The sequence below is a fragment of the Pseudonocardia sp. C8 genome, from assembly GCF_014267175.1.
GTDB lineage: Bacteria > Actinomycetota > Actinomycetes > Mycobacteriales > Pseudonocardiaceae > Pseudonocardia.
Window position 1 is genome coordinate 558728 of record NZ_JACMTR010000002.1, and the last position, 21998, is coordinate 580725.

General features: G+C 74.2%; 25 protein-coding genes. 15 read left to right on the top strand and 10 right to left on the bottom strand.

The genetic code is table 11. The features are described 5' to 3' along the window. Nucleotides 1–52: 52 nt before the first annotated feature. Nucleotides 53–1474 carry a proline--tRNA ligase gene (gene proS, locus H7X46_RS03325; RefSeq protein WP_186357994.1) on the bottom strand — a complete coding sequence of 474 codons (1422 nt, stop codon included), beginning with the start codon at nt 1472–1474 and terminating at the stop codon, nt 53–55. 143 nt (nt 1475–1617) lie between these two features. Between proS and H7X46_RS03330 the strand changes: the two genes are divergently transcribed. After that, on the top strand, nt 1618–2016 hold the full coding sequence (locus H7X46_RS03330; protein ID WP_186357995.1) for a VOC family protein: 399 nt from the start codon (nt 1618–1620) through the stop codon (nt 2014–2016). Nucleotides 2017–2022: 6 nt separating this feature from the next. Here H7X46_RS03330 and H7X46_RS03335 read toward each other — a convergent pair whose 3' ends face one another. Next, nucleotides 2023–2778: a decarboxylase gene (locus tag H7X46_RS03335; RefSeq protein ID WP_186357996.1), complete on the bottom strand. Its 756-nt coding sequence runs from the start codon at nt 2776–2778 to the stop codon at nt 2023–2025. A gap of 120 nt (nt 2779–2898) precedes the next feature. Between H7X46_RS03335 and H7X46_RS03340 the strand changes: the two genes are divergently transcribed. Next, the gene (locus H7X46_RS03340) at nt 2899–3417 is read left to right on the top strand and encodes an SRPBCC family protein (RefSeq protein ID WP_186357997.1); all 519 of its coding nucleotides are present in this window, start codon (nt 2899–2901) and stop codon (nt 3415–3417) included. Between the two features lie 39 nt (nt 3418–3456). Here the strand turns inward: H7X46_RS03340 and H7X46_RS03345 are convergent, their stop codons facing one another. Then, on the bottom strand, nt 3457–6381 hold the full coding sequence (locus H7X46_RS03345; RefSeq protein WP_186357998.1) for a nitroreductase family protein: 2925 nt from the start codon (nt 6379–6381) through the stop codon (nt 3457–3459). Between the two features lie 170 nt (nt 6382–6551). Between H7X46_RS03345 and H7X46_RS03350 the strand changes: the two genes are divergently transcribed. Continuing rightward, nucleotides 6552–7142, top strand: coding sequence for a dihydrofolate reductase family protein (locus tag H7X46_RS03350; protein WP_370588586.1), 591 nt, complete (start codon nt 6552–6554; stop codon nt 7140–7142). Here H7X46_RS03350 and H7X46_RS03355 read toward each other — a convergent pair. Continuing rightward, entirely contained in the window at nt 7127–7621 is a 495-nt protein-coding gene (locus H7X46_RS03355) for a hypothetical protein (protein WP_186357999.1), read from the bottom strand. The two genes, H7X46_RS03350 and H7X46_RS03355, sit on opposite strands and share 16 nt — an antisense overlap. A 39-nt stretch (nt 7622–7660) precedes the next feature. On the opposite strand from H7X46_RS03355, the gene H7X46_RS03360 reads away from it, so the two are divergent. Further along, nucleotides 7661–8695 carry a crosslink repair DNA glycosylase YcaQ family protein gene (locus tag H7X46_RS03360; protein ID WP_186358000.1) on the top strand — a complete coding sequence of 345 codons (1035 nt, stop codon included), beginning with the start codon at nt 7661–7663 and terminating at the stop codon, nt 8693–8695. A gap of 3 nt (nt 8696–8698) precedes the next feature. Here H7X46_RS03360 and prcB read toward each other — a convergent pair whose 3' ends face one another. Then, on the bottom strand, nt 8699–9490 hold the full coding sequence (gene prcB / locus H7X46_RS03365) for a proteasome subunit beta (protein WP_186358001.1): 792 nt from the start codon (nt 9488–9490) through the stop codon (nt 8699–8701). Nucleotides 9491–9591: 101 nt separating this feature from the next. Here prcB and H7X46_RS03370 point away from each other — a divergent pair, with 101 nt between their 5' ends. After that, nucleotides 9592–10641, top strand: coding sequence for a nitronate monooxygenase (locus H7X46_RS03370; RefSeq protein WP_186358002.1), 1050 nt, complete (start codon nt 9592–9594; stop codon nt 10639–10641). Nucleotides 10642–10648: 7 nt separating this feature from the next. Here the strand turns inward: H7X46_RS03370 and H7X46_RS03375 are convergent, their stop codons facing one another. Next, a complete protein-coding gene (locus H7X46_RS03375; RefSeq protein WP_186358003.1) occupies nt 10649–10882 on the bottom strand; it encodes a DUF397 domain-containing protein in 234 nt (77 codons plus the stop codon). A gap of 163 nt (nt 10883–11045) precedes the next feature. On the opposite strand from H7X46_RS03375, the gene H7X46_RS03380 reads away from it, so the two are divergent. Continuing rightward, nucleotides 11046–11336 (top strand): hypothetical protein, encoded by a 291-nt coding sequence (locus H7X46_RS03380; RefSeq protein ID WP_186358004.1) that lies wholly within the window; start codon nt 11046–11048, stop codon nt 11334–11336. A 14-nt stretch (nt 11337–11350) separates the two neighbouring features. On the opposite strand, the gene H7X46_RS03385 is transcribed toward H7X46_RS03380, so the two are convergent. Further along, nucleotides 11351–11575 carry a hypothetical protein gene (locus H7X46_RS03385; RefSeq protein ID WP_186358005.1) on the bottom strand — a complete coding sequence of 75 codons (225 nt, stop codon included), beginning with the start codon at nt 11573–11575 and terminating at the stop codon, nt 11351–11353. A gap of 162 nt (nt 11576–11737) precedes the next feature. Between H7X46_RS03385 and H7X46_RS03390 the strand changes: the two genes are divergently transcribed. From H7X46_RS03390 to H7X46_RS03400, 3 genes are all read left to right on the top strand, one after another. Next, a complete protein-coding gene (locus H7X46_RS03390; protein ID WP_186358006.1) occupies nt 11738–12013 on the top strand; it encodes a hypothetical protein in 276 nt (91 codons plus the stop codon). A 143-nt stretch (nt 12014–12156) separates the two neighbouring features. Continuing rightward, nucleotides 12157–12969, top strand: a complete 813-nt coding sequence (locus H7X46_RS03395; RefSeq protein ID WP_186358007.1) for a Bax inhibitor-1/YccA family protein — start codon at nt 12157–12159, stop codon at nt 12967–12969. 147 nt (nt 12970–13116) lie between these two features. Next, nucleotides 13117–13575: a hypothetical protein gene (locus H7X46_RS03400; protein WP_186358008.1), complete on the top strand. Its 459-nt coding sequence runs from the start codon at nt 13117–13119 to the stop codon at nt 13573–13575. 13 nt (nt 13576–13588) lie between these two features. Here the strand turns inward: H7X46_RS03400 and H7X46_RS03405 are convergent, their stop codons facing one another. Then, nucleotides 13589–14809: an acetyl-CoA C-acetyltransferase gene (locus H7X46_RS03405; RefSeq protein ID WP_186358009.1), complete on the bottom strand. Its 1221-nt coding sequence runs from the start codon at nt 14807–14809 to the stop codon at nt 13589–13591. A gap of 109 nt (nt 14810–14918) precedes the next feature. On the opposite strand from H7X46_RS03405, the gene H7X46_RS03410 reads away from it, so the two are divergent. From H7X46_RS03410 to H7X46_RS03420, 3 genes are all read left to right on the top strand, one after another. Continuing rightward, on the top strand, nt 14919–15380 hold the full coding sequence (locus tag H7X46_RS03410; protein ID WP_186358010.1) for a pyridoxamine 5'-phosphate oxidase family protein: 462 nt from the start codon (nt 14919–14921) through the stop codon (nt 15378–15380). A 19-nt stretch (nt 15381–15399) separates the two neighbouring features. Beyond that, entirely contained in the window at nt 15400–16767 is a 1368-nt protein-coding gene (locus H7X46_RS03415) for a cystathionine beta-synthase (RefSeq protein WP_186358011.1), read from the top strand. A gap of 90 nt (nt 16768–16857) precedes the next feature. Then, a complete protein-coding gene (locus H7X46_RS03420; RefSeq protein WP_186358012.1) occupies nt 16858–18003 on the top strand; it encodes a cystathionine gamma-synthase in 1146 nt (381 codons plus the stop codon). A 138-nt stretch (nt 18004–18141) separates the two neighbouring features. Here H7X46_RS03420 and H7X46_RS03425 read toward each other — a convergent pair whose 3' ends face one another. Then, on the bottom strand, nt 18142–18369 hold the full coding sequence (locus H7X46_RS03425; RefSeq protein WP_186358013.1) for a hypothetical protein: 228 nt from the start codon (nt 18367–18369) through the stop codon (nt 18142–18144). A 97-nt stretch (nt 18370–18466) separates the two neighbouring features. Here H7X46_RS03425 and ilvA point away from each other — a divergent pair, with 97 nt between their 5' ends. After that, on the top strand, nt 18467–19705 hold the full coding sequence (ilvA, locus tag H7X46_RS03430) for a threonine ammonia-lyase (protein WP_186358014.1): 1239 nt from the start codon (nt 18467–18469) through the stop codon (nt 19703–19705). Between the two features lie 67 nt (nt 19706–19772). On the opposite strand, the gene greA is transcribed toward ilvA, so the two are convergent. Next, nucleotides 19773–20261: a transcription elongation factor GreA gene (gene greA, locus H7X46_RS03435; protein ID WP_186358015.1), complete on the bottom strand. Its 489-nt coding sequence runs from the start codon at nt 20259–20261 to the stop codon at nt 19773–19775. A gap of 474 nt (nt 20262–20735) precedes the next feature. Between greA and mca the strand changes: the two genes are divergently transcribed. After that, nucleotides 20736–21659: a mycothiol conjugate amidase Mca gene (gene mca, locus H7X46_RS03440; RefSeq protein WP_186358016.1), complete on the top strand. Its 924-nt coding sequence runs from the start codon at nt 20736–20738 to the stop codon at nt 21657–21659. A gap of 63 nt (nt 21660–21722) precedes the next feature. Further along, nucleotides 21723–21992, top strand: coding sequence for a hypothetical protein (locus H7X46_RS03445; RefSeq protein ID WP_186358017.1), 270 nt, complete (start codon nt 21723–21725; stop codon nt 21990–21992). The last annotated feature ends 6 nt before the right edge of the window (nt 21993–21998 follow it).

The window sequence follows — 21998 nt, forward strand, 5'->3', positions numbered from 1 at the left end:
CGCCCGGCGACCGGAGCAAGAACGTTCCGCGCCGCCCGTCGGAGCGCGCCGCTCAGTAGCTCCGCCCGACCACGGCCAGGACGTCGTCGCCGGAGACGTCGTCCGGGATCCGCCCGTCCGCGGTCTGCAGGCACCGGACGCTGATCGCGTCGCCGGCCAGCGCCCGCTCGCCGTCCTCGCCGAGCACGCGCCACGGGATCCGGGCGAACCCGGTCCGCGCCGCCTCGCGGGCCTCGTCGACGGAGCGGGTGTCGACGGTCCGGCCGGCCCGCGCGGCCTCGGCACCGGCGAGCAGCCCGGCCTGCACGTCCTCCAGCAGGGCGGGGAGCCGCCGGGGAAGCTCGGCGACCGGCACGCGGAGCCGCTCGCCGGTGTCGCGGCGGGCCACCGGCAGCTCCCCGGACCCGAGGTCGCGGGGGCCGACGTCGATGCGCAGGGGGACGCCCTTCAGCTCCCAGTCCGTGGCGCGCCGTCCGAACCCGCGCTCCGTGGAGTCGTCGAGGCGCGCCCGGATGCCGGCCCGGCCCATCGCCTCGACGAGCTCGCGGGCGGTGCCGAGGACGGCGTCGTCGGCCCGGACCGGCAGCACCACCACCTGGACCGGGGCCAGCCGGGGCGGGACGACGAGGCCGTCGTCGTCACCGTGCCCCATGATCAGGGCGCCGACCATACGCGTGCTGCACCCCCAGGACGTCGTCCAGCAGTGCCGGTGCACGCCGCCGGCGTCGGTGAACGTCATGTCGAACGCCCGCGCGAAGTTCTGTCCCAGCTCGTGGCTGGTGGCGCACTGCAGCGCCTTGCCGTCGCCCATCATCGCCTCGCAGGTCAGCGTGTCGACGGCGCCGGCGAACCGCTCGCGGGCGGTCTTGACCCCGACCAGCACCGGCAGCGCGAGGACCGAGCGCAGGAAGTCCCGGTAGACGTCGAGGTGGATCGTCCGGGCGTACCGTGCGGCCTCCTCGGCGGTCGCGTGCGCGGTGTGTCCCTCCTGCCAGAGGAACTCGCTGGTCCGCAGGAAGATCCGGGGGCGCAGCTCCCAGCGGACGACGTTGGCCCACTGGTTGAGCAGCAACGGCAGGTCGCGGTGGCTCTGGATCCACCGGGCCATCAGCTCGCCGAACAGCGTCTCGCTGGTGGGGCGGACGACGATGGGCTCGGTGAGCGGCTTCCCGCCGGCGTGCGTCACGACGGCCAGCTCGGGGTCGAAGCCCTCGACGTGTTCGGCCTCCCGCCGGAGGTGACCCTCGGGGATGAACAGCGGCAGGTAGACGTTCTCCGCGCCGGCCCGCTTGATGCGGGAGTCGACCTCGGCCTGCATCCGCTCCCACAACGCGTAGCCGTACGGCCGGACGACCATCGTGCCCCGGACCGGGCCGTGGTCGGCCAGCTGCGCCTTCTCCAGGACCTCCTGGTACCAGCGAGGGAAGTCGACCGCCCTCGGCGTGAGGACCGCTCCCAGCCGCGCGCCCGCCATGGCGCGGGATGCTACGACCCGTGTCCGGTGGCCGTCCTCGAATTCGTATCCGGTACTCCCCGCTGCCCGACGGCTGTACCGTGCCCGCACGTTCGGGGTGCGCGCCGGCCGTCCACTGCTCGACTGCTCGACGGGGAGGTCCCATGATCAAATACCCGAGGTTCGTGACGATCTGGGTGTCCGACCAGGAGAAGGCCCGGGACTTCTTCACCGAGACGCTCGGCTGCGAGCTGCTGACCGACGTCCCGTACTCGGGGGAGGACCGCTGGATCGAGGTCCGCTGGCCCGGAGCGCAGACCCGGCTCGTGCTGGCCCGCGCCGACACCGAGCTGCGGGCCGTGCTGCGTGAGCGGGTCGGTGCGATGAGCCACGTGTGGTTCGAGTGTGACGACCTGGACGCGACCTACGCGCAGCTGACGGCGAACGGCGTCGAGTTCCCGGTGCCACCGGGCCCGGCGCCCTGGGAACCCGACCGGACCCGGTGGGCCCAGTTCGCGGACCCGGACGGCAACCTGTACGGGATGAGCGAACAGGCCGGGTGAGTCCGGTCAGCGCGCGAACAGCGTGCCGAGGCCGGGGCGCCTGTCGTCCCGGCCGAGCTGCCGGAGCGCCCGCCAGATGGTCACCTGCGTCGCCGTCAGGACCGGCTTGCCGGTGCGGGCCTCCAGCTCGGCCAGCAGGCCGGCCGTGTGCAGCGCCGTCTCCGGGACGAGCACGGCGTCGGCGTCGTCGGAGTCGCCGGCCGCGACCAGCTCGACGATCCGGTCGCGGTCCCACCGGGCCAGGGCCCGGTCCGACGGCGCGTCGAAGGCCACGTGGTGCACCGTGCTGATCCCGGCGGCGCGGAGGAACTCGACGAAGCCCGCGGTGCCCTCCTCGCCGTAGACCGAGGCGACCGACACCCGCTGCGCCCCGAGTGCCTGCGTGGCCGCGACGAACGCCAGCGAGGTGCTGCTCGCGGGGAGCGCCGCCCGCTCGGCCAGGTCCGCCGCCTGGTGGATCGCGCCCTCGTAGCCGCACAGGAAGCTGCAGCTCGAGCACGCCCACGACAGGACCTCCGGGGCGAAGCCGGCCAGCTCGTCGACGGCCTGCTGCAGCCGCCGCGGTTCACCGAGCTCGCGGACGGCGGCGAGCTTGCCCGCGGGATCCAGGTCGGCGACGTCGGACACCGACTCGCCCCACGGCACGTACCCGAACGCCACCTCGATCGCCGGATCGACGAGCGCGGCGAAGCGGACGAAGTCGTCCTCACCGCAGTCCCGGGTCGGGTAGAGCAGGCCGATGCGGCAGGGCGCGGTGTCCATGGTTCCCACCGTGACGCAGATGATCGGCGACGGCTCGTCGGATCAGCTCGCGCGCTTGCCGTATCCGGCTGGGGGACGACAATTCGGGTGTGGCGTGAACAGGACCCGGAAGGAGCCGAGATGGCGCGTGCAGCAGGTAGCAGCGGAGCCGCAGTGATCACCCTGCCGGCCGACGACCAGATCCTGATCACGCGGGACCTCTGTGCTCCCCGGCGCCAGGTGTACCGGGCCTGGACCACGCCCGAACTGGTCGAACGGTGGTGGAGCGGCCACCGGGGCACGATGACGAGCGTCGAGATCGACCTGCGGGTCGGCGGCCGGTGGCGGTACGTGATGATCGTCGGAGACGATCACACGGGCGGGCGCGAGGTCGCGTTCCACGGTGAGTACCGCGAGATCGTCCCCAACCAGCGGATCGTCACGACCGAGGTGTACGAGATGCCGGACGCCCCGGACCCCGGCGGGGACGTGCCGCTGAACACCGTCACCTTCACCGACAACGGCTGGCACACCATCCTCACGCTGCTCACGGAGTGCCCGAGCAACGAGCTCCGTGACGCGATCCTGGAGTCCGGCATGGAGGTCGGCGTCCAGGAACAGATGGATCTCCTGGAGGAGGTCGCGACGTTGCGTCAGTGAAGCCGCCACGGCGGTGGGTGCGGGTTCCCGAGCGGTCGGTCACCGCCACATCAGCACGTCGTCGAGCGGCAACCGCCCGCTCGGCACCGCCGAGCGGCCCACCGGACGCGCACCCGGCCACCCGAGGGAGAAGCACCAGCGGGGATCCCAGCCTTCGGGCGCCTCGAGCAGCCGGGCGGCCTCCCGGACGTTCCCGTCCGGGTAGAGCGTCGCCGGGCAGCAGCCGAGCCCGGCCGCGGTGGCTGCAAGCACGAGCGACTGCGCGGCCCGGCCGACGTCGAACAGGGTGTCCCGGCGGCCGTCGTCCGCGGCCAGCAGGACGATCGCGCACGGCGCCGTCGCGACGTGCTGGGCGTAGGCACCGAGCCGGCTCAGGGCGCGGCGCAGCGGGGCGTCGGTGACCACGACGAAGCGCCACGGCTGCCGGTTGCGGGCCGAGCCGGTCCGGCGGGCCACGTCGACGAGCGCACGCACCGTCTCCGACGGGACCGGCTCGTCGTCGAAGATGCGGACGGCGGGCGCGGCCGTGAGCCGGCGCAGGTCGGTGAGGTCCGGGGTGTCCACTCCGGAATCGTGCCAGGCCGTGCCGGTGCCGGTGGTGGGGGAAGGGACGACCGCGCGGCCGGTGGCCGGCGGCACCGCGGACGCCGAGCACGCCGGCGAACCCCGTGACGTCGTCGGGCAGCACCGTCGACGGTGGCGGGTGAACGTCGGCCCGTCCGGCCGCCGCTCGGAATCAGAACGGCGGAGCGGGGTCGGACCGGGCCGGTGGGGCCCGGTCGGTGGCCGGGGTGCTCGATCGCTGCCGCGGCGCCGGTGGGGGTGCCGTGGGATAGAGGGGTTGCTCGTCGATCTCGCGTTGGGCCGGGATCGGCGGCGCGGGCGGTTGCTCGTCCTCGGCCCGGGAGATGGGGTCGGGGAGCGGGTCGGGCAGGGGCACGCAGACGGGCTCGCCGCGGGTGAGGTAGATGCGGCCGAGCGGGCTGCGCCAGTGGAACACTCCCGGCGCCGGTTGTCGTAGCTGCCAGCGTCCGGCGGTCTTGAGGGCGTGGTGCAGCACGCAGAGCGGGCCGAGGTTGCCGGCGACGGTGTCGCCGCCGTGGCGGTGGTCGTGGGTGTGGTCCTGCTGGGTCTTGCAGGCCGGTCGGCGGCAGCCGGGGAAGCTGCAGGTGCGGTCCCGGACCTCGATGTGGCGGCGCAGCGCGGGGTGCGGGAACCGGTCGCCGGGACGGCTGTCGAGCTCGGCCAGGAGCTGGTCGCGGCGGGCGTTCTGGGCGGCCAGGTCGGCGAGCAGGGGTGCCCAGCCGGTGGCGGGTCGGCGGCGAGTGCGGCCAGCAGATCCGCGGGGATCTGGAGTTCGACGGTGCCGCCGTGGGCCTGCCGGGGCGAGGACGGCCCGCGCCCGGTGGGCGCGGTGGGTGGGCGGCGGCGGGTGGTGCCGGCGAGCAGGAGGTGGCCGTCCGGGTCGGTGATCGCGAACCGCCACTCGGCGTGCCGGTGGCGGGTCACGCAGGCCCGGGCGGTGGGGGCCAGGACCGGGCCGAGACCGGGGATCTCGGCGGGGTGGTCGTCGTGTCCGAGCAGGGTCGCCAGCCGGATCCGGATCTCGATGCCGGGCCGGGCCGGCTCCGGGACCGGTGGGGACGCCGCGGAGCCAGGGCCGTCGGATCCGACGCCACCACCACCTTCACCGCTGCCACCGCTATCGCCGCCGGCGCTGCTGCCGCTGCGGCCGGTGCTGCCGCTGCGCCCGGTGCTGTCGCTGCGGTCGGTGCTGCCGCTGCCCGTGCTGCTGCCGCCCGTGCTGGCAGCGGTGCCGGTGCTGTCGTCGCTCCCGCCGGCGTTCCCGGCGGGGCCGGTGCTGTCGTGCGGGCCCCGATCGCGGGGGCCATCCCCGCCACCACCGTCGCCGCCCCCGCCCTCATCCTCCTCGCCGTCCGCGCCGTCGCCCTCGCCGTCCTCGCCGTCCGCCCCGTCGCCCTCGCCGTCCTCGCCGTCCTCGCCGTGGTCCTCGCCGTCGGCGCCGCCGTGGGCGCGGTCCTCCTCGTCCTCCTCGGCGTCGTCCGCGCCGCCGCCGCCGTCCTTGCCGGTGTCGGGGTCGCTGTCGGTGTCGGCGGCACCCGCGGGGTCGGGGTCGGTGGGGTCGTCGTGCTCGGTGGCGCGGTCGAGCATGGTGGTGATGATCTGGTCCTGGGTCAGGGTGTGCAGGCTGCCGTCCAGCAGCGCGGTGGCCAGGTCGGCCCGGATGCACGACAACGACGCCGGGTGCCCGGCCGCGCGGATCGCGTGGGCCAGTCCGTCGAGGCGTTCGCAGGCGGCCTGGGCGGCGGTGGGGTCGAGCCCGCTGGCTGCGATGGTGGCGGTGCCCTCGGGGTCGAGGTAGCAGATCACCCGCCGCTCGCGCAGGGCGCGGCGGTAGCGGCGGCGGGCGGCGTCGGGGTCGATGGCGATCACCCGTCGCTGCAGCCGGGCCCGTAGCTGTCCGCTGGTCCAGCCCGAGGCCTTGGGCAGCAGGTCGGCCACGATCGTGGCGTTCTGGGTGTCGGTCAGCGGTTCGAGCAGGTCGGCGAACACCGCGGCCCGGCCCTTGTCGATGTCTCCGGCGGCCAGGGCGGCGTGTACGGCGGGTAGGCGGTGGACCAGCATCTCGGCCAGGGCGTGTTCGCGGCAGGCGGTCAGCTCGGTCACGGTGAGCGCGACCGCGATCTCCATCCGGCAGTCCGGGTCCGGCTCCGGTAGCCGGGTGGTCGACCACAGCGGTGCGTCCGGGTCACACCGCCCGACCGCGGCCATCGCGGCCAGCTCGTGGGCGTCGACATACGAGCGCAGCCGCCGCCAGGCCTGCAGCAGTTCCACCATGTCGCCGTTGGCGACCCGGGCGGGATCCAGGTCGGCGAGCACCGCAGCCAGCTCCGGGCGGACGGGCATCCCCGCCAGGCCCTGCGGCATGGTCTCCGACTGCATGGACCGAACATACATTCGACCACCGGCATTCTCGGCCGCCCGGACCTCACGACGTCGACGGCCGGTCCGGCGATGCCGAGGGCGGACCGCGACTGCGAGGCGTGATCAGGGGCGTCCGCGAAGGGTGGGAGTCCCGGTCACCGATCGGCCGGGAGGCGATGAGTCCTCAGGTGCGCACGAGTCATCCCGGTATGGGACGGCTGCGCTACACCGCCATCATGTCGGCCGACGGTTTCCTCACCGACCCCGACGGACGCTACGACTGGGCCGTGCCCGACGACGAGGTGCTCGCGTTCGTCACCGACCGCGAGCGCGGCGCCGACACCCACCTCTACGGCCGCCGCATGTACGAGGAGATGCGGGTCTGGGAGGACGTCTCCTCGGGGTGGCCCGACCTGGAACTCGAGTTCGCGCGGACGTGGCGGGCCGCGACGAAGGTCGTCTACTCCTCGACGCTGCCGGAGGTCGCCACCGCTCGGACCCGGCTGGAACGCGTCTTCGACCCGGTGAGGGTCCGCGCGATCGTCGACGGCGCCCCGCACGACGTCTCGGTCTCCGGTCCCACCCTCGCGGCCGAGGCGTTCCGGCACGACCTCGTCGACGACGTCGAGCTCTACCTCGTGCCGATGCTCGTCGGGGGTGGCCTGCGTGCGCTGCCCGACGGCGTCCGCGCCGGCCTGGAGCTCGCCGGGCAGCACCGCTTCGGCAACGGGTTCGCGTTCCTGCACTACCGCCGCGCCCGCGGTCAGGACGGCCGGTAGCGGTACCGGGTGAGCCACACGCACCAGATCGCCAGCCCGGCCACGAGCAACCCGACGGCCGTCCACACCGGACCAGCCGGAAGCCGGGGCGGCTGCACGCGGGTGGCGTGCACCGCCGACACCGGCACGACCGCCAGGAACGCCAGCAGCACCCCGAAGGTCCACCCCATGTCGTGGACGAGCATGGAACGCAGCCGTGCCACCCGCTGCGGGTGCGTCCAGTACTCCTTGTGCGGGACGTTCAGCGCGGTCAGCGGGCCGCGCGCCGCCAGCAGGCACGTGCCGGCGCCGACCAGCACCATGAGCGTCCCGACGAACGCGCCGAGACCGAGGAAGTCCGCGCGCGTCCCCAGCCGGGTCGGGGTGCCGGCGGCGTCGACGTGCATCGGGACGCCGTCCGGCGGCAGCTCGAGCGCCGCCCACAGCAGGGCGGCCGCGTAGCAGGCCGAACCGGTGAGCAGCGGAACCCACGGACGCATCCTGGTGATCGTGCCAGCGGCCCGGCGACAATGCCCGCCGTGACTCCCGCACCTGCCGTGGACCGGGCGCGCTGGCTCGGCTTCCGCTGGTCCCGGCACGGCCTCGGGGCGGCTCGCCCGGTCGGGGCCCGCACGGACCTGCTGCTGCTCGGTGTCCAGGACGGCCGGCGCGACGGAGCGGCGCACTCCCTCGCCGCCCGGGGGGCCGGCGACGACGGCACCGTGCTGGTCTACTCGGTCCGCGGCGCGCCGCACCGGCACGCGCGTAACCGGCTCGGCACCGTGCGCGCCGCGGTCGCCCCGCTCGACACCGACACCGGCGGGCCGGAGCGCGTGTCCGCGCTCCGGGAGATCGCGGACGCGCTCTGCCGGGTCGTGACCGGCCCGGAGACCAAGGGGGAGATCAGCACCGCGCTGACCGCGCGGGTGGCCCACCGCGCGACCTGGTGTGCCCGCTGCGGCGCCGACCACGTCCCGGACCTGGACTTCCGGATCGCGGCGACGCTCGCCGGGCTCGTGCTCGTCCCGGGACCCGGCACCGTCCTCGAACCCGGCCCGCCGACCCCGGCGGAGTCCACGGTGGACGCGCGGACGGCGCTGCTCGACGCCTGGTTCCGGTTCGACGGCCCGGTCGCCCGGGCGACGGTGACGGACTGGTTCGGTGGCGACCCCGCCGCGATCGGTCCCCTGTGGAAGGCCGGCTCCGGCAGCCGGGTCACCGTCCGGGTCGACGACCGCCGGTGCGAGGTGCCGGGAGCACTGCTGGACGACCTGCGCGCCGCACCCGTCGCCGAAGGGGTCGCGCTCGTCCCTCCGCACGACGCCTGGCTGCGCCGGGTGGACCGCGCCCTGCTGGTCCCGGACCGGGCACGCCGGTCGCGGGTGTGGCAGGCGGTGTCGGCGCCCGGCGCGCTGCTGGCCGGCGGCGAGGTCGCCGGAACCTGGCGGCACCGCCGGGAGGGGACGCTGGTGGAACCGTTCGAGGAGCTGCCCCGGACCGTCGTGGACGCCGTCGTCGCCGAGGCGGAGCGGGTGACCGGTTCCGCGCGGGTCGAGGTGCACGCTCGGCCGTAGGACTCAGCCGCCCGGTCGCGCCGCCCGCGCGGCCAGCATCTCGTCGGTCGCGGATCGGAGCTCGGACTCCGCGATCTCCTCGGTCCCCGCCGCGGTGACCGTCACGACGGTGGGGAACAGCGAACGGGTCAGGTCCGGGCCGGCGGTCGCGGTGTCGTCGTCGGCGGCGTCCCACAGCGCGTTCACCGCGAGCGCGATCGCGCCGTCCCGGTCGAGGTCCGGCCGGTGCCGCTTCTTCAGCGATCCCTCGGCGAACGCGGAACCGGATCCGATGCTCGCGTAGCCGGACCGGTTGCGCGCGACGCTGCCCGAGGGATCGAACGTCACGATCCGGGCCGGGTCGGCGTCGGACGCGTCGTAGCCGGCGTACAGCGGCAACGCCACGAACCCCTGCAGCGCCGCACCCAGGTTCTCCCGCACGATCGTGGACAGCCGGCGGATCTTGCCGTCCTGGCTGATCGGGGCCCCCTCGACCTTCTCGTACTGCTCCACCTCGGCCGCGAACAGCTTGAGCATGAGCACGGCGTGCCCGACCGAGCCGGCGAACCCGGCGGCCGACGTGTCGTCGATCGCCATGACCTTGACCAGGTCCTTCTGGGCGATCAGGTTGCCGGACGTGGCCCGCCGGTCCCCTGCGAGGAGCACGCCGTCGGCCCAGGTGAACGCGATGATCGTCGTGCCGTGCGGGGTGCGCAGGTCGGCGGGCACGCGCTGGGCGGGGTCGCGGGGCAGGGCGGCGGGCAGCACCTCGGGGGCGTGCGCACGCAGCTGGTCCAGGAACGACGGGCCGGTCATGCGGGGAGCGTGCTCCGTTCTGTTCGTGCCGGGGAGATCGGGTCGATCCTTCCCCGCACAGGACGTGTGGTCCAGCCGTGCGCGGTGCAGACTCGGTGATCGTGAACGCACGGAGTCGCGCCGAGAGTTTCTGCACGCGTCACGGGCTCCGGGTGCCCGTCCTGGAAGCACCGATGGCGGGCGCCTGTCCACCGGAACTGGCGGCCGCGGTCGCCGGCGCCGGCGGGATGGGCGCCTCGGGCGTCGTCAACGACCCGCCGGAGAAGATCGCCGGCTGGGTGCGGCGCTACCGCGAGCTCGCCGGTGACGCCCCGCTCCAGCTGAACCTGTGGATCCCGGACCCGCCGGCCCCCGACGACGTCACCGCGCAGGCGGCGTTCCTCGACGCGCTCGGCGGGACCGCCGCCCCCGCGGCCGGGCCCGCCCCGGACTTCGGGGCCCAGTTCGACGCCGTGCTGGCGGCCCGCCCCACCGCCGTCTCGACGATCATGGGGCTGCTGACGCCGGACCAGGTCGCCGCGGCCCGGGACGCGGGTGTCGCGTGGTTCGCCACCGCCACCACCCGTGCGGAGGCGCTGGCCGCCGAGCGGGCGGGCGCGGACGCCGTCGTCGCGCAGGCGATGGAGGCGGGCGGGCACCGCGGCACCGCCGACCCGGACGCCGCCGAGGCCACCGCGGTCGGGCTGTTCGCGCTGATCCCGTGGCTGGCCGACGCGCTGGAGGTTCCGGTCGTCGCGGCCGGGGCGGTTGCCGACGGCCGGTCGCTGGCCGCCGCGCTGACCCTCGGGGCGAGCGCGGTGCAGGTCGGGACGGCACTGCTGCGCACCCCCGAGGCCGGCATCGACGCCGGCTGGGCCGCCACCCTCGATGGCCTGGCCCCGGAGGACACCGTGACCACCCGGGCGTACACCGGGCGGCTGGCCCGCGGCGTCCCGACCGGCTACGTCCGTGCCTGGACCCGGCCGGACGCCCCCGCCCCGGCGCCCTACCCGCACCAGCGACGCCTGGTCGCCCGCTACCGCGCGGGGGAGCCGGGTGGCGTGGACCGGGTCAACCACTGGGCCGGGCAGGCCGCCGCCCGGGCGAGCACCGACCCGGCCGGGGAGGTCGTGGCGCGGATGTGGCGGGAGGCCGACGACCTGCTGCCGTGAGCCCGGCTCACTCGACCATGTCGTCGAACTCGCCCTTCTTCGCCCCGTCGACGAACGCGGCGATCTCCGCCGGGGTGTAGACGAGCACCGGCCCCTCGGGGTCGCGGGCGTTGCGGACGGCGACCTGCCCGTCGTCGAGGACGGCGAACTCGACGCTGTCCCCGTCGGCGGGCGCGCCCGCGGGGCGGCGCCAGGTGACCGGGCCGAGGTCGACCGCGCGGATGCCGTTCGGCTGGGACATGGGACCTCCGAGGGCGTTCGGGCAATTGCGGAGTGTGATGGAGCGTGTGCGTTCGCACTTGCATCCGCAAGGAACATGACCGACGATGGGAACCGAGCCACCGCGAAGGAGTTCGGAAAATGCGCCGGTCGACGCATGGATGCAAGTTCGGATGGTCGTCGCTGTGACCGCCGAACGGGTCAACGACGCGGACATGCCCGAGGTTCTCACGCTGACGTCCGTGATCGACAGTCGAGCACACAAAGTAACCGACTCGGAGCTGTGTGCTCCCCATGCGATGCGCAACGGACGCTACGCGGCACTGTGCGGTCACCTGGTGTCGCCGGCTCCCCTGATCGAGGCCGACGGTGCGCCCTGTGCCCGCTGCGTGCAGCTCGACCCGACACCCCCGGCCACGCCGCCGCGGCGCCCCCGTCGGCGGGGGTGGGGGCTGCGCCGCCTGCTCGCGGTCTGAGCTGACCCGCGCCGTCAGCGCGCGAGCCGGTCCGCGTCGGGATGAGAACGCTTGCGGAGCGGACCGCGCGTCCGGCGCTCCAGGAACCGGCGGCCCTTGTGCGAGAGCGAGCTGAGGGTGTTCGGCCCGCGCCGGCGCTCGATCGCCTCGCCGAGCTTGCCGAGCAGCCAGGCGACCAGCGGCGCACCCACCGCCAGCAGCAGCCACACCCGCAGGTGACGGGAGAACAACGCCCACATCGCCGGCCCCACCTTTCCTCGTCGTGCCCGGTTCCGGGGACCGTAGTACCCGCCACCGACACCCGCCGGGCACGTCACCCGTCCCGGGCCGGATCGTTGATCATGTCGAGGGCGGATCCGGCGGCCCCCGGCCGGATGCCCGGGTATCGAGGAGGTTCACCCGTGTTCGCACCCGGAACCGGCGGCCTCGTGCTGCTCGCCGTCTCCGCGTTGCTGGTCGTCGCGGCCCTGGTCAGCCCGCCCGGGCGCCGGGCAGCCGCGGCGGCGATCGGCTCCGTCGGCCGCTGGCCGGCCCTGATCCGCTCCGAGCTGCGCGGCGACGCCCCGCTCGACGACCGTGGCCACCGGGACGACACCACCCCCGAGCTCCCGGCCGTGCGCGACGAACCGCCGCGCCCGACGCGGGTCTTCCCCCAGGTGGAGCTGCCCGACCGCTGACACCGCGGCGGCGGTGTCGCCGGACGCCCCGGACGCGGTAAATTTTCTTTTACCGACGGGAACCCCCGGCACCCTCCCGGCGTTGTTCGGATGCGAGGGTCGCCGCTGGCGGACCCCGCACACATCCGTCGAGGAGGATCCAGGTGCGCTCCACGAGCAACCCGGCGTTCCGCAACCTGCCCACCCAGCAGGGCGGCTACGCCACGTTCGACCGCTCGGGCGGCGGCATGGCAGGCGCGGGCGCCGCCTACGCCGGCGGCCAGACGTCCTATGTCGACCCGACCCGGGCCGCGGAGGAGGTCGGTCGTCCGATCACGATCGACGACATCGTCCAGAAGACCGCCATCAGTGGTGGCCTCGCCCTGGTGGCCGGGTTCCTGACCGCGTACTCCGGGCTGTGGATCCTGGCGCTTCCGGCGTTCGTCGTCGGCCTGGTCGTGTCGCTGATCGTCATCTTCAAGCAGAAGCCCAGCGCGCCGCTGACGCTGACGTACTCGGTGGCGATGGGCGTCGCCCTCGGCGGCATCACCGGGCCGATCAACCAGCTCTACCCGGGCATCGCGTTCCAGGCGCTGATCGGCACGGCCGGGGTGTTCTTCGGCATGCTGGTCGTCTACAAGACCGGTGCGGTCAAGGTGACACCCCGCTTCACCAAGTGGCTCATGGGCGCGATGATCGGCGTCGTCGTCCTGATGATCGCCAACCTGGTCGCGAGCTTCTTCACCACCGGTGGTCTGGGACTGCGCGACGGTGGCCCGCTCGCGATCCTCTTCAGCCTGGTCGTGATCGGCGTGGCCGCCTTCAGCCTGCTGCTCGACTTCGACGCGGCCGACAACGCCGTCCGCGCCGGGGTGCCGGAGAAGTACTCCTGGTACATCGCCTTCGGCCTGATGACCACCCTGGTCTGGCTCTACATCGAGATCCTGCGCCTGCTGAGCTACCTCCGCCAGGACTGACGCACACCGACGACCCGGCCCGCGCGGGCCGGGAGCGGACCGGAACCGCCCCCTCCGGTCCTGCGCGCCGCGGACGCCCACCGGTGTCCGCGGCGCCGTCGTCTCCGGGGCTGTTCCCGGGACGCGGGCCGCCGTACCGTCGTCCACGTGCCCGGGAACGACCCGGTCGCCACCGGGATCGCCGTCTTCCTGGCGATCTCGTTCGGTCCCGCGGTGCTGCTGTGGCTGCTGTTGCGGGTGCCCACGGTCGTCCGCCGGATCGCGGCGGCGCACCGCCGGCGCCGCTGCCCGCCGCCGACGGGACCACCGCTGGAGCGTCTCGTCGCCGACCTCCGGCGGCTCCACCACCTCGTGCTGGCCGCCCACCCGCCCGCGCCGCCGACCACCCGGGTCCGCCGGCTCGCGGTGCTCGCCGCCTACGACGACGTCCTGCTCGCCACCTGCCGGGCCGTCGGCATCGACGACCCGCCGCTGCGGGCCTGGGTGGAGGACGGCGGGACGGCCGGCGCGCTCGACGCCGGCCGGGACCTGGCCCGGCTCCGGACCGAGGCCGAGCTCGAGACGACCGGGGTGCGGATCGACCCGCCAGGGCCGGCCGCGGCCTGACCGGGTCCCGGTGCTACGCGAGGCGCTCGAGCACCATGGCCATGCCCTGGCCGCCGCCGACGCACATGGTCTCCAGGCCGTAGCGGCCGCCGGTGGCCCGCAGCCCGTTGAGCAGCGTCGTGGTGATCCGGGCACCGGTCATGCCGAACGGGTGACCGAGCGCGATCGCGCCGCCGTGCACGTTCAGCTTCGCCTCGTCGATGCCGAGATCGTGGGCCGACGGCAGGACCTGGGCCGCGAACGCCTCGTTGATCTCGACGAGGTCCATGTCGTCGATCGTGAGCCCGGCCCGCCCGAGCGCCTGCTTCGACGCCTCGACCGGGCCGTAGCCCATGATCTCCGGGGAGAGTCCGGTGACCCCGGTGGACACCACGCGGGCCAGCGGGGTGATCCCGAGCTGCTCGGCCCGGGTGTCGGACATGACGACCAGGGCCGCGGCGCCGTCGTTGAGCGGGCAGGCGTTGCCCGCGGTGATCCGTCCGTCCGGGCGGAAGACCGGCTTGAGCTCGGAGATCTTCTCGTAGGTGGTGCCGGGGCGCGGGCCGTCGTCGGTGCTCACCGTGGTGCCGTCGGGCAGGGTCACCGGGGTGATCTCGCGGGCGAAGAAGCCGTCCGCGATGGCCTTCTCGGCGCGGTTCTGCGACTGCACCGCGAACCGGTCCATCTCCTCGCGGGACACGTCCTTGTACCGGGCCAGGTTCTCCGCCGTCTGCCCCATCGCGATGTAGGCGTCCGGCAGCAGGTTCTGCTCGCGCGGGTCGGTCCAGGAGCCGGCGCCCTTCTCGGCCGTCTCCTTCGTGCGGGCCTCGGCCTCGGCGAACAGCGGGTTGTGCGTGTCCGGCCAGGAGTCCGAGGTGCCCTTGGCGAACCGGGACACCGTCTCCACGCCGGCCGAGACGAACACGTCACCCTCGCCGGCCTTGATCGCGTGCAGGGCCATCCGGGTGGTCTGCAGCGACGAGGAGCAGTAGCGGGTGATCGTGGTGCCCGGCAGCGAGTCGTACCCGAGCTGGACGGCCACCAGGCGGGCCATGTTGTTGCCCTGCTCGCCGCCCGGCAGGCCGCAGCCCAGCATCAGGTCGTCGATCTCGGCCGGGTCCAGCGCGGGGACCTGGTCGAGCGCGGCGCGCACCATCTGCACGGTCAGGTCGTCCGGGCGCATCCCGGCCAGGGAGCCCTTGTTCGCGCGGCCGATCGGGGACCGGGCCGCGGCGACGATCACGGCTTCGGGCATCGTCGTCCTCCTCCATCGCAGGATGTCTCCGCGCCGAGACTACTCAGCGGTAACACCCGCTCCGCCCGGACGTGACGAAACCGTCAGGGGTGACGGGCATCCTCGTGCCATGACGTCGTGGGGAGACTTCCGGGCCGCCGAGCCCGAGTTCGCGGCCCTGGCCGAGCGGATCCTGCAGCGCGGGGTGGCACTCGTCATCGCGACCCTGCGCGCCGACGGGTCGCCGCGGGTGTCCGGCATCGAGGTGGTGCTCGACGACTCGGGCCCCGGGGTCGAGCTCGCGTTCGGCTCGATGCCCGGCGCGCGCAAGGGGGCCGACCTGCGCCGGGACCCGCGGTTCGCGCTGCACGCCGCGCCCGCCGACCAGTCCGGCGGCGACCTGGGGGAGGGCGACCTGAAGGTGGCCGGCCGGGCGATCTGGAACGGGCCGCTGTCCGGCCCCGTCGCGGGCGACGCGTTCCGGGCCGACCTCACCGAGGTGGTGTGGACCGGGCTGAACGACGAGCGGAACCGGCTCGTCGTGCGGTGGTGGACGCCGTCGGCCGGGTTGCGGTCGGTGGAACGGGAGTGAGGGGTGCGAGGATGCGCACATGCGCTACGTCGAGCACGTCGTCGACCTGGTCGGGAACACCCCGCTCGTCCGGCTGGGAGCGGTGGCGGAGGGGATCGCGCCGCCGGTCCTCGCCAAGGTGGAGTACATGAACCCGGGCGGCTCGGTGAAGGACCGGATCGCGCTGCGCATGGTGGAGGCGGCCGAGGCGTCCGGCGAGCTGCGGCCGGGCGGCACGATCGTGGAGCCGACCTCCGGCAACACCGGGGTCGGGCTCGCCATGGTCGCCCAGCGCAAGGGCTACCGCTGCGTGTTCGTCTGCCCGGACAAGGTCGGCGAGGACAAGCGCAACGTGCTCGCGGCCTACGGCGCCGAGGTGGTGGTGTGCCCGACCGCCGTCGACCCGGAGCACCCGGACTCCTACTACCGGACCTCCGACCGGCTCGTCGACGAGATCGACGGCGCCTGGAAGCCCAACCAGTACGCCAACCAGGCCAACCCGGAGTCGCACTACCACGCGACCGGCCCGGAGATCTGGGAGCAGACCGACGGGAAGATCACCCACTTCGTCGCCGGCATCGGCACCGGCGGCACGATCTCCGGTATCGGGCGGTACCTCAAGGAGGTCTCCGGCGGCGCGGTGAAGATCATCGGTGCGGACCCGGAGGGGTCGGTCTACTCCGGCGGGAGCGGGCGGCCCTACCTGGTCGAGGGCGTCGGCGAGGACTTCTGGCCGACCACCTACGACCCCGACATCTGCGACGAGGTCGTCGCCGTCTCGGACGCGGACTCGTTCCACATGACCCGCCGGCTCGCCCGGGAGGAGGCGCTGCTCGTCGGCGGTTCCTGCGGGATGGCCACGGTGGCCGCGCTGCGGGTGGCGGCGGACCTGCCGGCGGACGCGGTGGTCGTCGTCCTGCTGCCGGACGGCGGCCGCGGCTACCTCGGCAAGGTCTTCAACGACGCCTGGATGGCCAGCTACGGCTTCCTGCCGCCGTCGGAGGGCGCCACCATCGGCGACGTGCTCCGCCGCAAGGACGGATCGATCCCCGCGCTGGTGCACGCCCACCCCAACGAGACCGTCGCCGACGCGGCCCTCTACCTGCGCGAGTTCGGCGTCTCGCAGATGCCGGTCGTGAAGGCCGAGCCGCCGGTGATGGCCGCCGAGGTGGCCGGCGCGGTCGTCGAGCGGGACCTGCTGGACGCGTTGTTCACCGGCCGTGCTCAGCTCGCCGACCGGCTGGAGGACCACATGTCCCCGCCACTGCCGACCCTCGGTGCGGGCGAGTCGCTGCAGGACGCGATGAAGGCGTTCGCCCGGGCCGACGCCGCCCTGGTACTGATCGACGGCAAGCCGGCCGGCGTCGTCACCCGGTCGGACGTGATCGCCTTCCTCGGGAACGGCTGACTCCGCGTCCCGGGGCGGGGGCCCGCCCGGCCCGCGCCGGCCCCGGGGGTGCGGCTGCGGGGCCGGCCTGCCGGCGTAACCTCGTCCGGCATGCAGGGCTTCTCGACGCGTGCCATCCATGCCGGGCAGGACCCGGACCCGACGACCGGCGCGGTCACGACCTCCATCCACACCAGCTCCACCTACGCCCAGGACGGCGTCGGCGGCACCCGCGGCGGGTACGAGTACTCGCGCAGCGCCAACCCGACGCGGACCGCCCTGCAGGAGTGCCTGGCCGCGCTCGAGGGCGGCCGGCACGCCGTCGCGTTCGGGTCCGGCATGGGGGCCACCGACACCCTGCTGCGGATCCTGTGCGGGCCCGGCGACCACCTCGTGATCCCGCACGATGCCTACGGCGGCACGTTCCGGCTGATCGACAAGGTGCTGTCCGGGTTCGGTGTCGAGTACACCCCGGTCGACCTGGGTGACCTCGACGCGCTGCGGGCCGCGCTGCGCCCCACCACGAAGGTGGTCTGGTCGGAGACGCCGACGAACCCGCTGCTCGGCATCGCCGACATCGGCGCGCTCGCCACGGTGGCGCACGAGGCCGGGGCCCGGCTCGTCGTCGACAACACCTTCGCCTCGCCGTACCTGCAGACGCCCCTCGCGCTGGGCGCGGACGTCGTCGTCCACTCGACGACCAAGTACATCGGCGGGCACTCCGACGTCGTCGGCGGGGCCCTGGTCACCGACGACGACGAGCTCGCCGAGCGCGCCCTGTTCACCCAGAACTCGGTCGGCTCGGTGCCCGGCCCGTTCGACGCCTGGCTGACGCTGCGCGGAGCCAAGACGCTGGCCGTCCGGATGGAGCGGCACTGCGACAACGCCGAGCGGGTCGCCGAGCTGCTCACCGCGCACCCGGCGGTCTCCTCGGTCCTCTACCCCGGGCTGCCCGGGCACCCCGGCCACGAGATCGCCGCGAAGCAGATGCGCCGGTTCGGCGGCATGGTGTCGTTCCTCGCCGCCGGCGGGCGGGAGGCGGCGTTGCAGATCTGCGCGGGGACGACCCTGTTCACCCTCGCCGAGTCGCTCGGCGGGGTCGAGTCGCTGATCGAGCACCCGGGGCAGATGACGCACGCGTCCACGGCGGGGTCGATGCTGGAGGTGCCGGACAACCTGGTGCGGCTCTCGGTCGGCATCGAGGACGCCGACGACCTGCTCGACGACCTGCGCACCGCCCTCGACGGCCTGAGCTGACCCGCCCACCCGGGGGCGCTCGCCGTCCGCCACCCACCCGCGGAACACACTCATGGAGCTTCAGTCCCGTGCCACGGGACCAAAGCACCATGAGTGTGTGCGGGGGTGGTGCGGATGAGGCCGGTGTGACGGGTGGTGTCAGCTGCGGGACTGCTCCGGGGCCGAGGCCGGTGCGGGGGCGGCCGGCGGCGCCGGGACGACCAGGTCGGCCGGGTCGACACAGCCGCCGACGAGTGACCAGGTCCCGTCGGGGCGCAGCTCGTAGCGGCCCGGGTCGTCGCAGCCGGCGTCGCGCACGGTCGCCACGGCCAGCGCGGCCAGGCCGGCGGCCAGCAGCAGCGGCACCGTGGTGCGCAGCCGGGTCATCTCGCGAGTCCCTCCCGACACCGGACGCACAGCGACAGGGTTATCACGTCCGGTGAGACACCGCCGAGGTTACCGGGGGAGATGCCAGACTGCGCGGATGGTCGCCCCACCGGACGCCGCGCTCACGCCCCCGGTCACCTCCGCGGACGTGGACGCCGCCCGCGAGCTGCTCACCGGCGTGGTCCGGACGACCCCGGTCGCCGGAGCCCGCGCGCTGTCCGACCTCACCGGCACACCCGTCCACCTCAAGTGCGAGAACCTGCAGCGCACCGGCTCCTTCAAGATCCGCGGCGCCTACACCCGGATCGCCCGGCTCACCGCGGCCGAGCGCGCCCGCGGGGTCGTCGCCGCGTCCGCGGGAAACCACGCCCAGGGTGTCGCACTGGCCGCCCGGCTGCTCGGGGTGCGGGCCACCGTGTTCATGCCGGAACGCGCCACGCTGCCCAAGGTCGACGCCACCCGCGGCTACGGCGCCGAGGTCGTCCTCACCGGCCGCAGCGTCGACGACGCGGTGCAGGCCGCCACCGCCGCGGCCCAGGAGTCGGGGGCCGTGCTCGTGCACCCGTTCGACCATCCGGACATCATCGCCGGCCAGGGCACGGTCGGCTGCGAGATCGTCGAGCAGGTCCCGGACGTCGCGACGGTGCTCGTCCCGGCCGGGGGCGGTGGGCTGCTCGGCGGGATCGCCGCGGTGCTGCGGGCGCGGCGGCCCGGTGCGCGGATCGTCGGTGTGCAGGCGGCCGGGGCGGCGGCGTGGCCGCCGTCGCTGGCCGCCGGGCACCCGCAGGCGCTCGACGGGATGCGCACGATGGCCGACGGCATCGCGGTGGGCCGGCCGGGTGACATCACGTTCCCGCAGGTCGCCGGCCTGATCGACGAGCTGGTCACGGTCGGCGAGGACGCGCTCTCCGGGGCGCTGGTGCACTGCCTCGAACGGGCGAAGCTGGTCGTCGAACCCGCCGGAGCGGCACCGGTCGCGGCGCTGCTCGAGCAGCCCGGCCGGTTCGAGGGCCCGGTGGTCGCCGTGCTCTCCGGCGGCAACGTGGACCCGCTGGTGCTGCTGCACGTCATCCGGCACGGCCTGGTCGCGTCGTCGCGCTACCTGAACCTGCACGTGCAGATCCCGGACCGGCCCGGCGCGCTGGCCGAGCTGCTGGCCCGGATCGGCACGCTCGGCGCGAACATCACCGACATCGCCCACTCGCGGATCAGCGGGGCGCTGCCGGTCGGGGAGGTCGACGTCGAGCTGAGCCTGGAGACCCGGGGACCGGACCACCGGGACGCCATCGTGGCCTCGCTCCGCGACGCCGGGCACGCGGTCACCGCGCCGTCGTAGGACCCGCCGCACGACGACGGGGCCCGGCGCCGATCATCCGGCCGGGCCCCGTGGAGTCGTGTCCGGATCAGCCGGTGAAGGCCTCGATCTCGACGAGCGTGACCTTCATGCTGCCGCCGTCCGGCAGCTGGTACTCGCGGGTGTCACCGGGCTTCGCGCCGAGCAGCGCCGCGCCGAGCGGGGAGTTCGGCGAGATGACCTGCAGGTCGCCGTGGCTGCCCTCCTCGCGGGAGCCGAGCAGGACCCGCTCGGCCTCGTCGTCGTCCTCGTACTTGATCGTGAGAACCGTGCCGGGGGCCGCCTCGTCCGCGCTGCTGGGAGCGGTGCCGACCTGGGCCGTACGCAGCAGCTCCTGCAGCTGGCGGATCCGGGCCTCCTGCTGGCCCTGCTCCTCGCGGGCCGCGTGGTAGCCGCCGTTCTCCTTCAGGTCGCCCTCCTCGCGGCGGGCGTTGATCTCGGCGGCGATGACGGGCCGGTTCTCGATCAACCCGTCCAGCTCGGACTTCAGCCGGTCGTAGGCGTCCTGGGTCAGCCAGGTGGCCTGGGTGTCCGTCACCGTCATCAACTCCTCCAGGAAAGCAGGGCGTGTCACCGCCGCACGCCATGCGCCGGCGGGCACACGGGGGTGGCGGCGCTGCGGCGGCACGCCCCGAGTAAGGAAAAACACGACCCGCGGGCGGGCCGTGTGGGAGCCAGTCTAGCACGATGCGTGCCGCTCATCGCAGCTGTCGAGTGAACGCACCGGGGTCCCGGGAAGTTCCCGGCCCCGGCGTCGTCGCAGGTGACGGCGTACGTCTCGGGTCTGAGGAATCGCTTCCGAAGTGGGCGTGAACCGCTCGCCGCAGAGGACCGGTACGGGCGTCCAGCTCGGGGAACAGCCGTGCGGGCGCCGGTGTTGCAGCTCGCGGAGCACGACTCTCGGAGCGTTCACTGTCGGTCCCCTCTGCCAGGATCGCTCCCGAGCACGACATCGCCGCCCGCGCAGCCGGCGCGGGGCCCGAGCCCGGTGACCGTGGAGGAACCCGACCCCATGACCCATACCGAACCCGTCCTCGCCCCCGGCGAGCGTCCTCGGCTGATGACGGTGCACGCGCATCCCGACGACGAGTCGTCGAAGGGCGCGGCGACGACCGCGCGGTACGTCGACGAGGGGCACGACGTGATCGTCGTGACCTGTACCGGCGGCGAGCGCGGCAGCATCCTGAACCCGGCGATGGAGCGGCCGGAGGTCGCCGAGAACCTGACCGCGGTGCGGCAGGCCGAGATGGCGAAGGCGGCCGAGATCCTCGGGGTGCAGCACGTCTGGCTCGGCTTCGTCGACTCCGGCCTGCCCGAGGGCGACCCCAAGCCGCCGCTGCCGGAGGGCTGCTTCGCCGAGGGCGACGTCGAGGAGCAGACCGCGAAGCTCGTGGCGGTGATCCGCGACTTCAAGCCGCACGTGATCGTCACCTACGACGAGAACGGCGGTTACCCGCACCCGGACCACATCCGCACGCACGTCATCTCGATGGCCGCGTGGGAGGCCGCCGGCGACCCGGCGCGGTTCCCGGAGGCCGGCCCGCCGTGGCAGCCGCTGAAGCTGTACTACGGCCACGGCTTCTCCAAGGCCCGCCTGGAGGCGTTCCACAACGCGTTCCTGGAGGCGGGGGAGGAGTCGCCGTACGCCGAGTGGCTCGCCAACTGGCGCTCCGACCGGCCCGACCCCGGGACACGGGTCACCACCCGGGTGCCGTGCGCGGAGTGGTTCTCCCGGAGGGACGACGCGCTGCGCGCGCACGCCACCCAGATCGACCCGAACAGCCGGTTCTTCTTCACCCCGCTCGAGGTCCAGGCCCGGGTGTGGCCGACGGAGGACTACGAGCTCGTGCACTCCCTGGTCGACACGGCCACCCCGGAGGACGACCTGTTCGCCGGGATCCCGTACGAGCGCGGGGAGCAGCGGCGGGCCGGATGACCCACGGGTAGCCTGGGACCGGGCCGGCCGGCGGCCCGCGGGCCACGAGGGAAGGACACGGCGGTGCTGATCGAAGACGTGACGGCTGCGGTGCGGCTGGTCGCGACGCACGGCCTCGTCCCCCTGCAGGACCGCCCGCCGCCGCCCGGCCAGCTGCCCGAGTTCGGCAACGCCGCGCCGGTCGGGCTGGCGGTCGTGCTCCTGCTGCTGCTGGCGACGGTGTTCCTCATCCGCAACATGAGCAAGCGGATCAACCGGCTGCCCGAGTCCTTCGAGCCGGACCCACCGGAGAAGGCGGAGTCCAGCGGCGACGTGGAGCCCCGCGGCACCTGAGGGCGG

Excerpts from the sequence above, each read along its gene's own strand:
- H7X46_RS03335 (WP_186357996.1), bottom strand. The coding sequence starts at position 2,778 with ATGGACACCGCGCCCTGCCGCATCGGCCTGCTCTACCCGACCCGGGAC.
- prcB (WP_186358001.1), bottom strand. The coding sequence starts at position 9,490 with ATGACCGGCCCGTCGTTCCTGGACCAGCTGCGTGCGCACGCCCCCGAG.
- H7X46_RS03420 (WP_186358012.1), top strand. The coding sequence starts at position 16,858 with ATGCAGGGCTTCTCGACGCGTGCCATCCATGCCGGGCAGGACCCGGAC.
- mca (WP_186358016.1), top strand. The coding sequence starts at position 20,736 with ATGACCCATACCGAACCCGTCCTCGCCCCCGGCGAGCGTCCTCGGCTG.
- H7X46_RS03355 (WP_186357999.1), bottom strand. The coding sequence starts at position 7,621 with ATGCGTCCGTGGGTTCCGCTGCTCACCGGTTCGGCCTGCTACGCGGCC.
- H7X46_RS03375 (WP_186358003.1), bottom strand. The coding sequence starts at position 10,882 with ATGTCCCAGCCGAACGGCATCCGCGCGGTCGACCTCGGCCCGGTCACC.
- H7X46_RS03330 (WP_186357995.1), top strand. The coding sequence starts at position 1,618 with ATGATCAAATACCCGAGGTTCGTGACGATCTGGGTGTCCGACCAGGAG.
- H7X46_RS03385 (WP_186358005.1), bottom strand. The coding sequence starts at position 11,575 with ATGTGGGCGTTGTTCTCCCGTCACCTGCGGGTGTGGCTGCTGCTGGCG.
- H7X46_RS03415 (WP_186358011.1), top strand. The coding sequence starts at position 15,400 with ATGCGCTACGTCGAGCACGTCGTCGACCTGGTCGGGAACACCCCGCTC.
- H7X46_RS03340 (WP_186357997.1), top strand. The coding sequence starts at position 2,899 with ATGGCGCGTGCAGCAGGTAGCAGCGGAGCCGCAGTGATCACCCTGCCG.
- H7X46_RS03410 (WP_186358010.1), top strand. The coding sequence starts at position 14,919 with ATGACGTCGTGGGGAGACTTCCGGGCCGCCGAGCCCGAGTTCGCGGCC.
- ilvA (WP_186358014.1), top strand. The coding sequence starts at position 18,467 with ATGGTCGCCCCACCGGACGCCGCGCTCACGCCCCCGGTCACCTCCGCG.
- H7X46_RS03425 (WP_186358013.1), bottom strand. The coding sequence starts at position 18,369 with ATGACCCGGCTGCGCACCACGGTGCCGCTGCTGCTGGCCGCCGGCCTG.
- H7X46_RS03345 (WP_186357998.1), bottom strand. The coding sequence starts at position 6,381 with ATGCAGTCGGAGACCATGCCGCAGGGCCTGGCGGGGATGCCCGTCCGC.
- H7X46_RS03405 (WP_186358009.1), bottom strand. The coding sequence starts at position 14,809 with ATGCCCGAAGCCGTGATCGTCGCCGCGGCCCGGTCCCCGATCGGCCGC.
- proS (WP_186357994.1), bottom strand. The coding sequence starts at position 1,474 with ATGGCGGGCGCGCGGCTGGGAGCGGTCCTCACGCCGAGGGCGGTCGAC.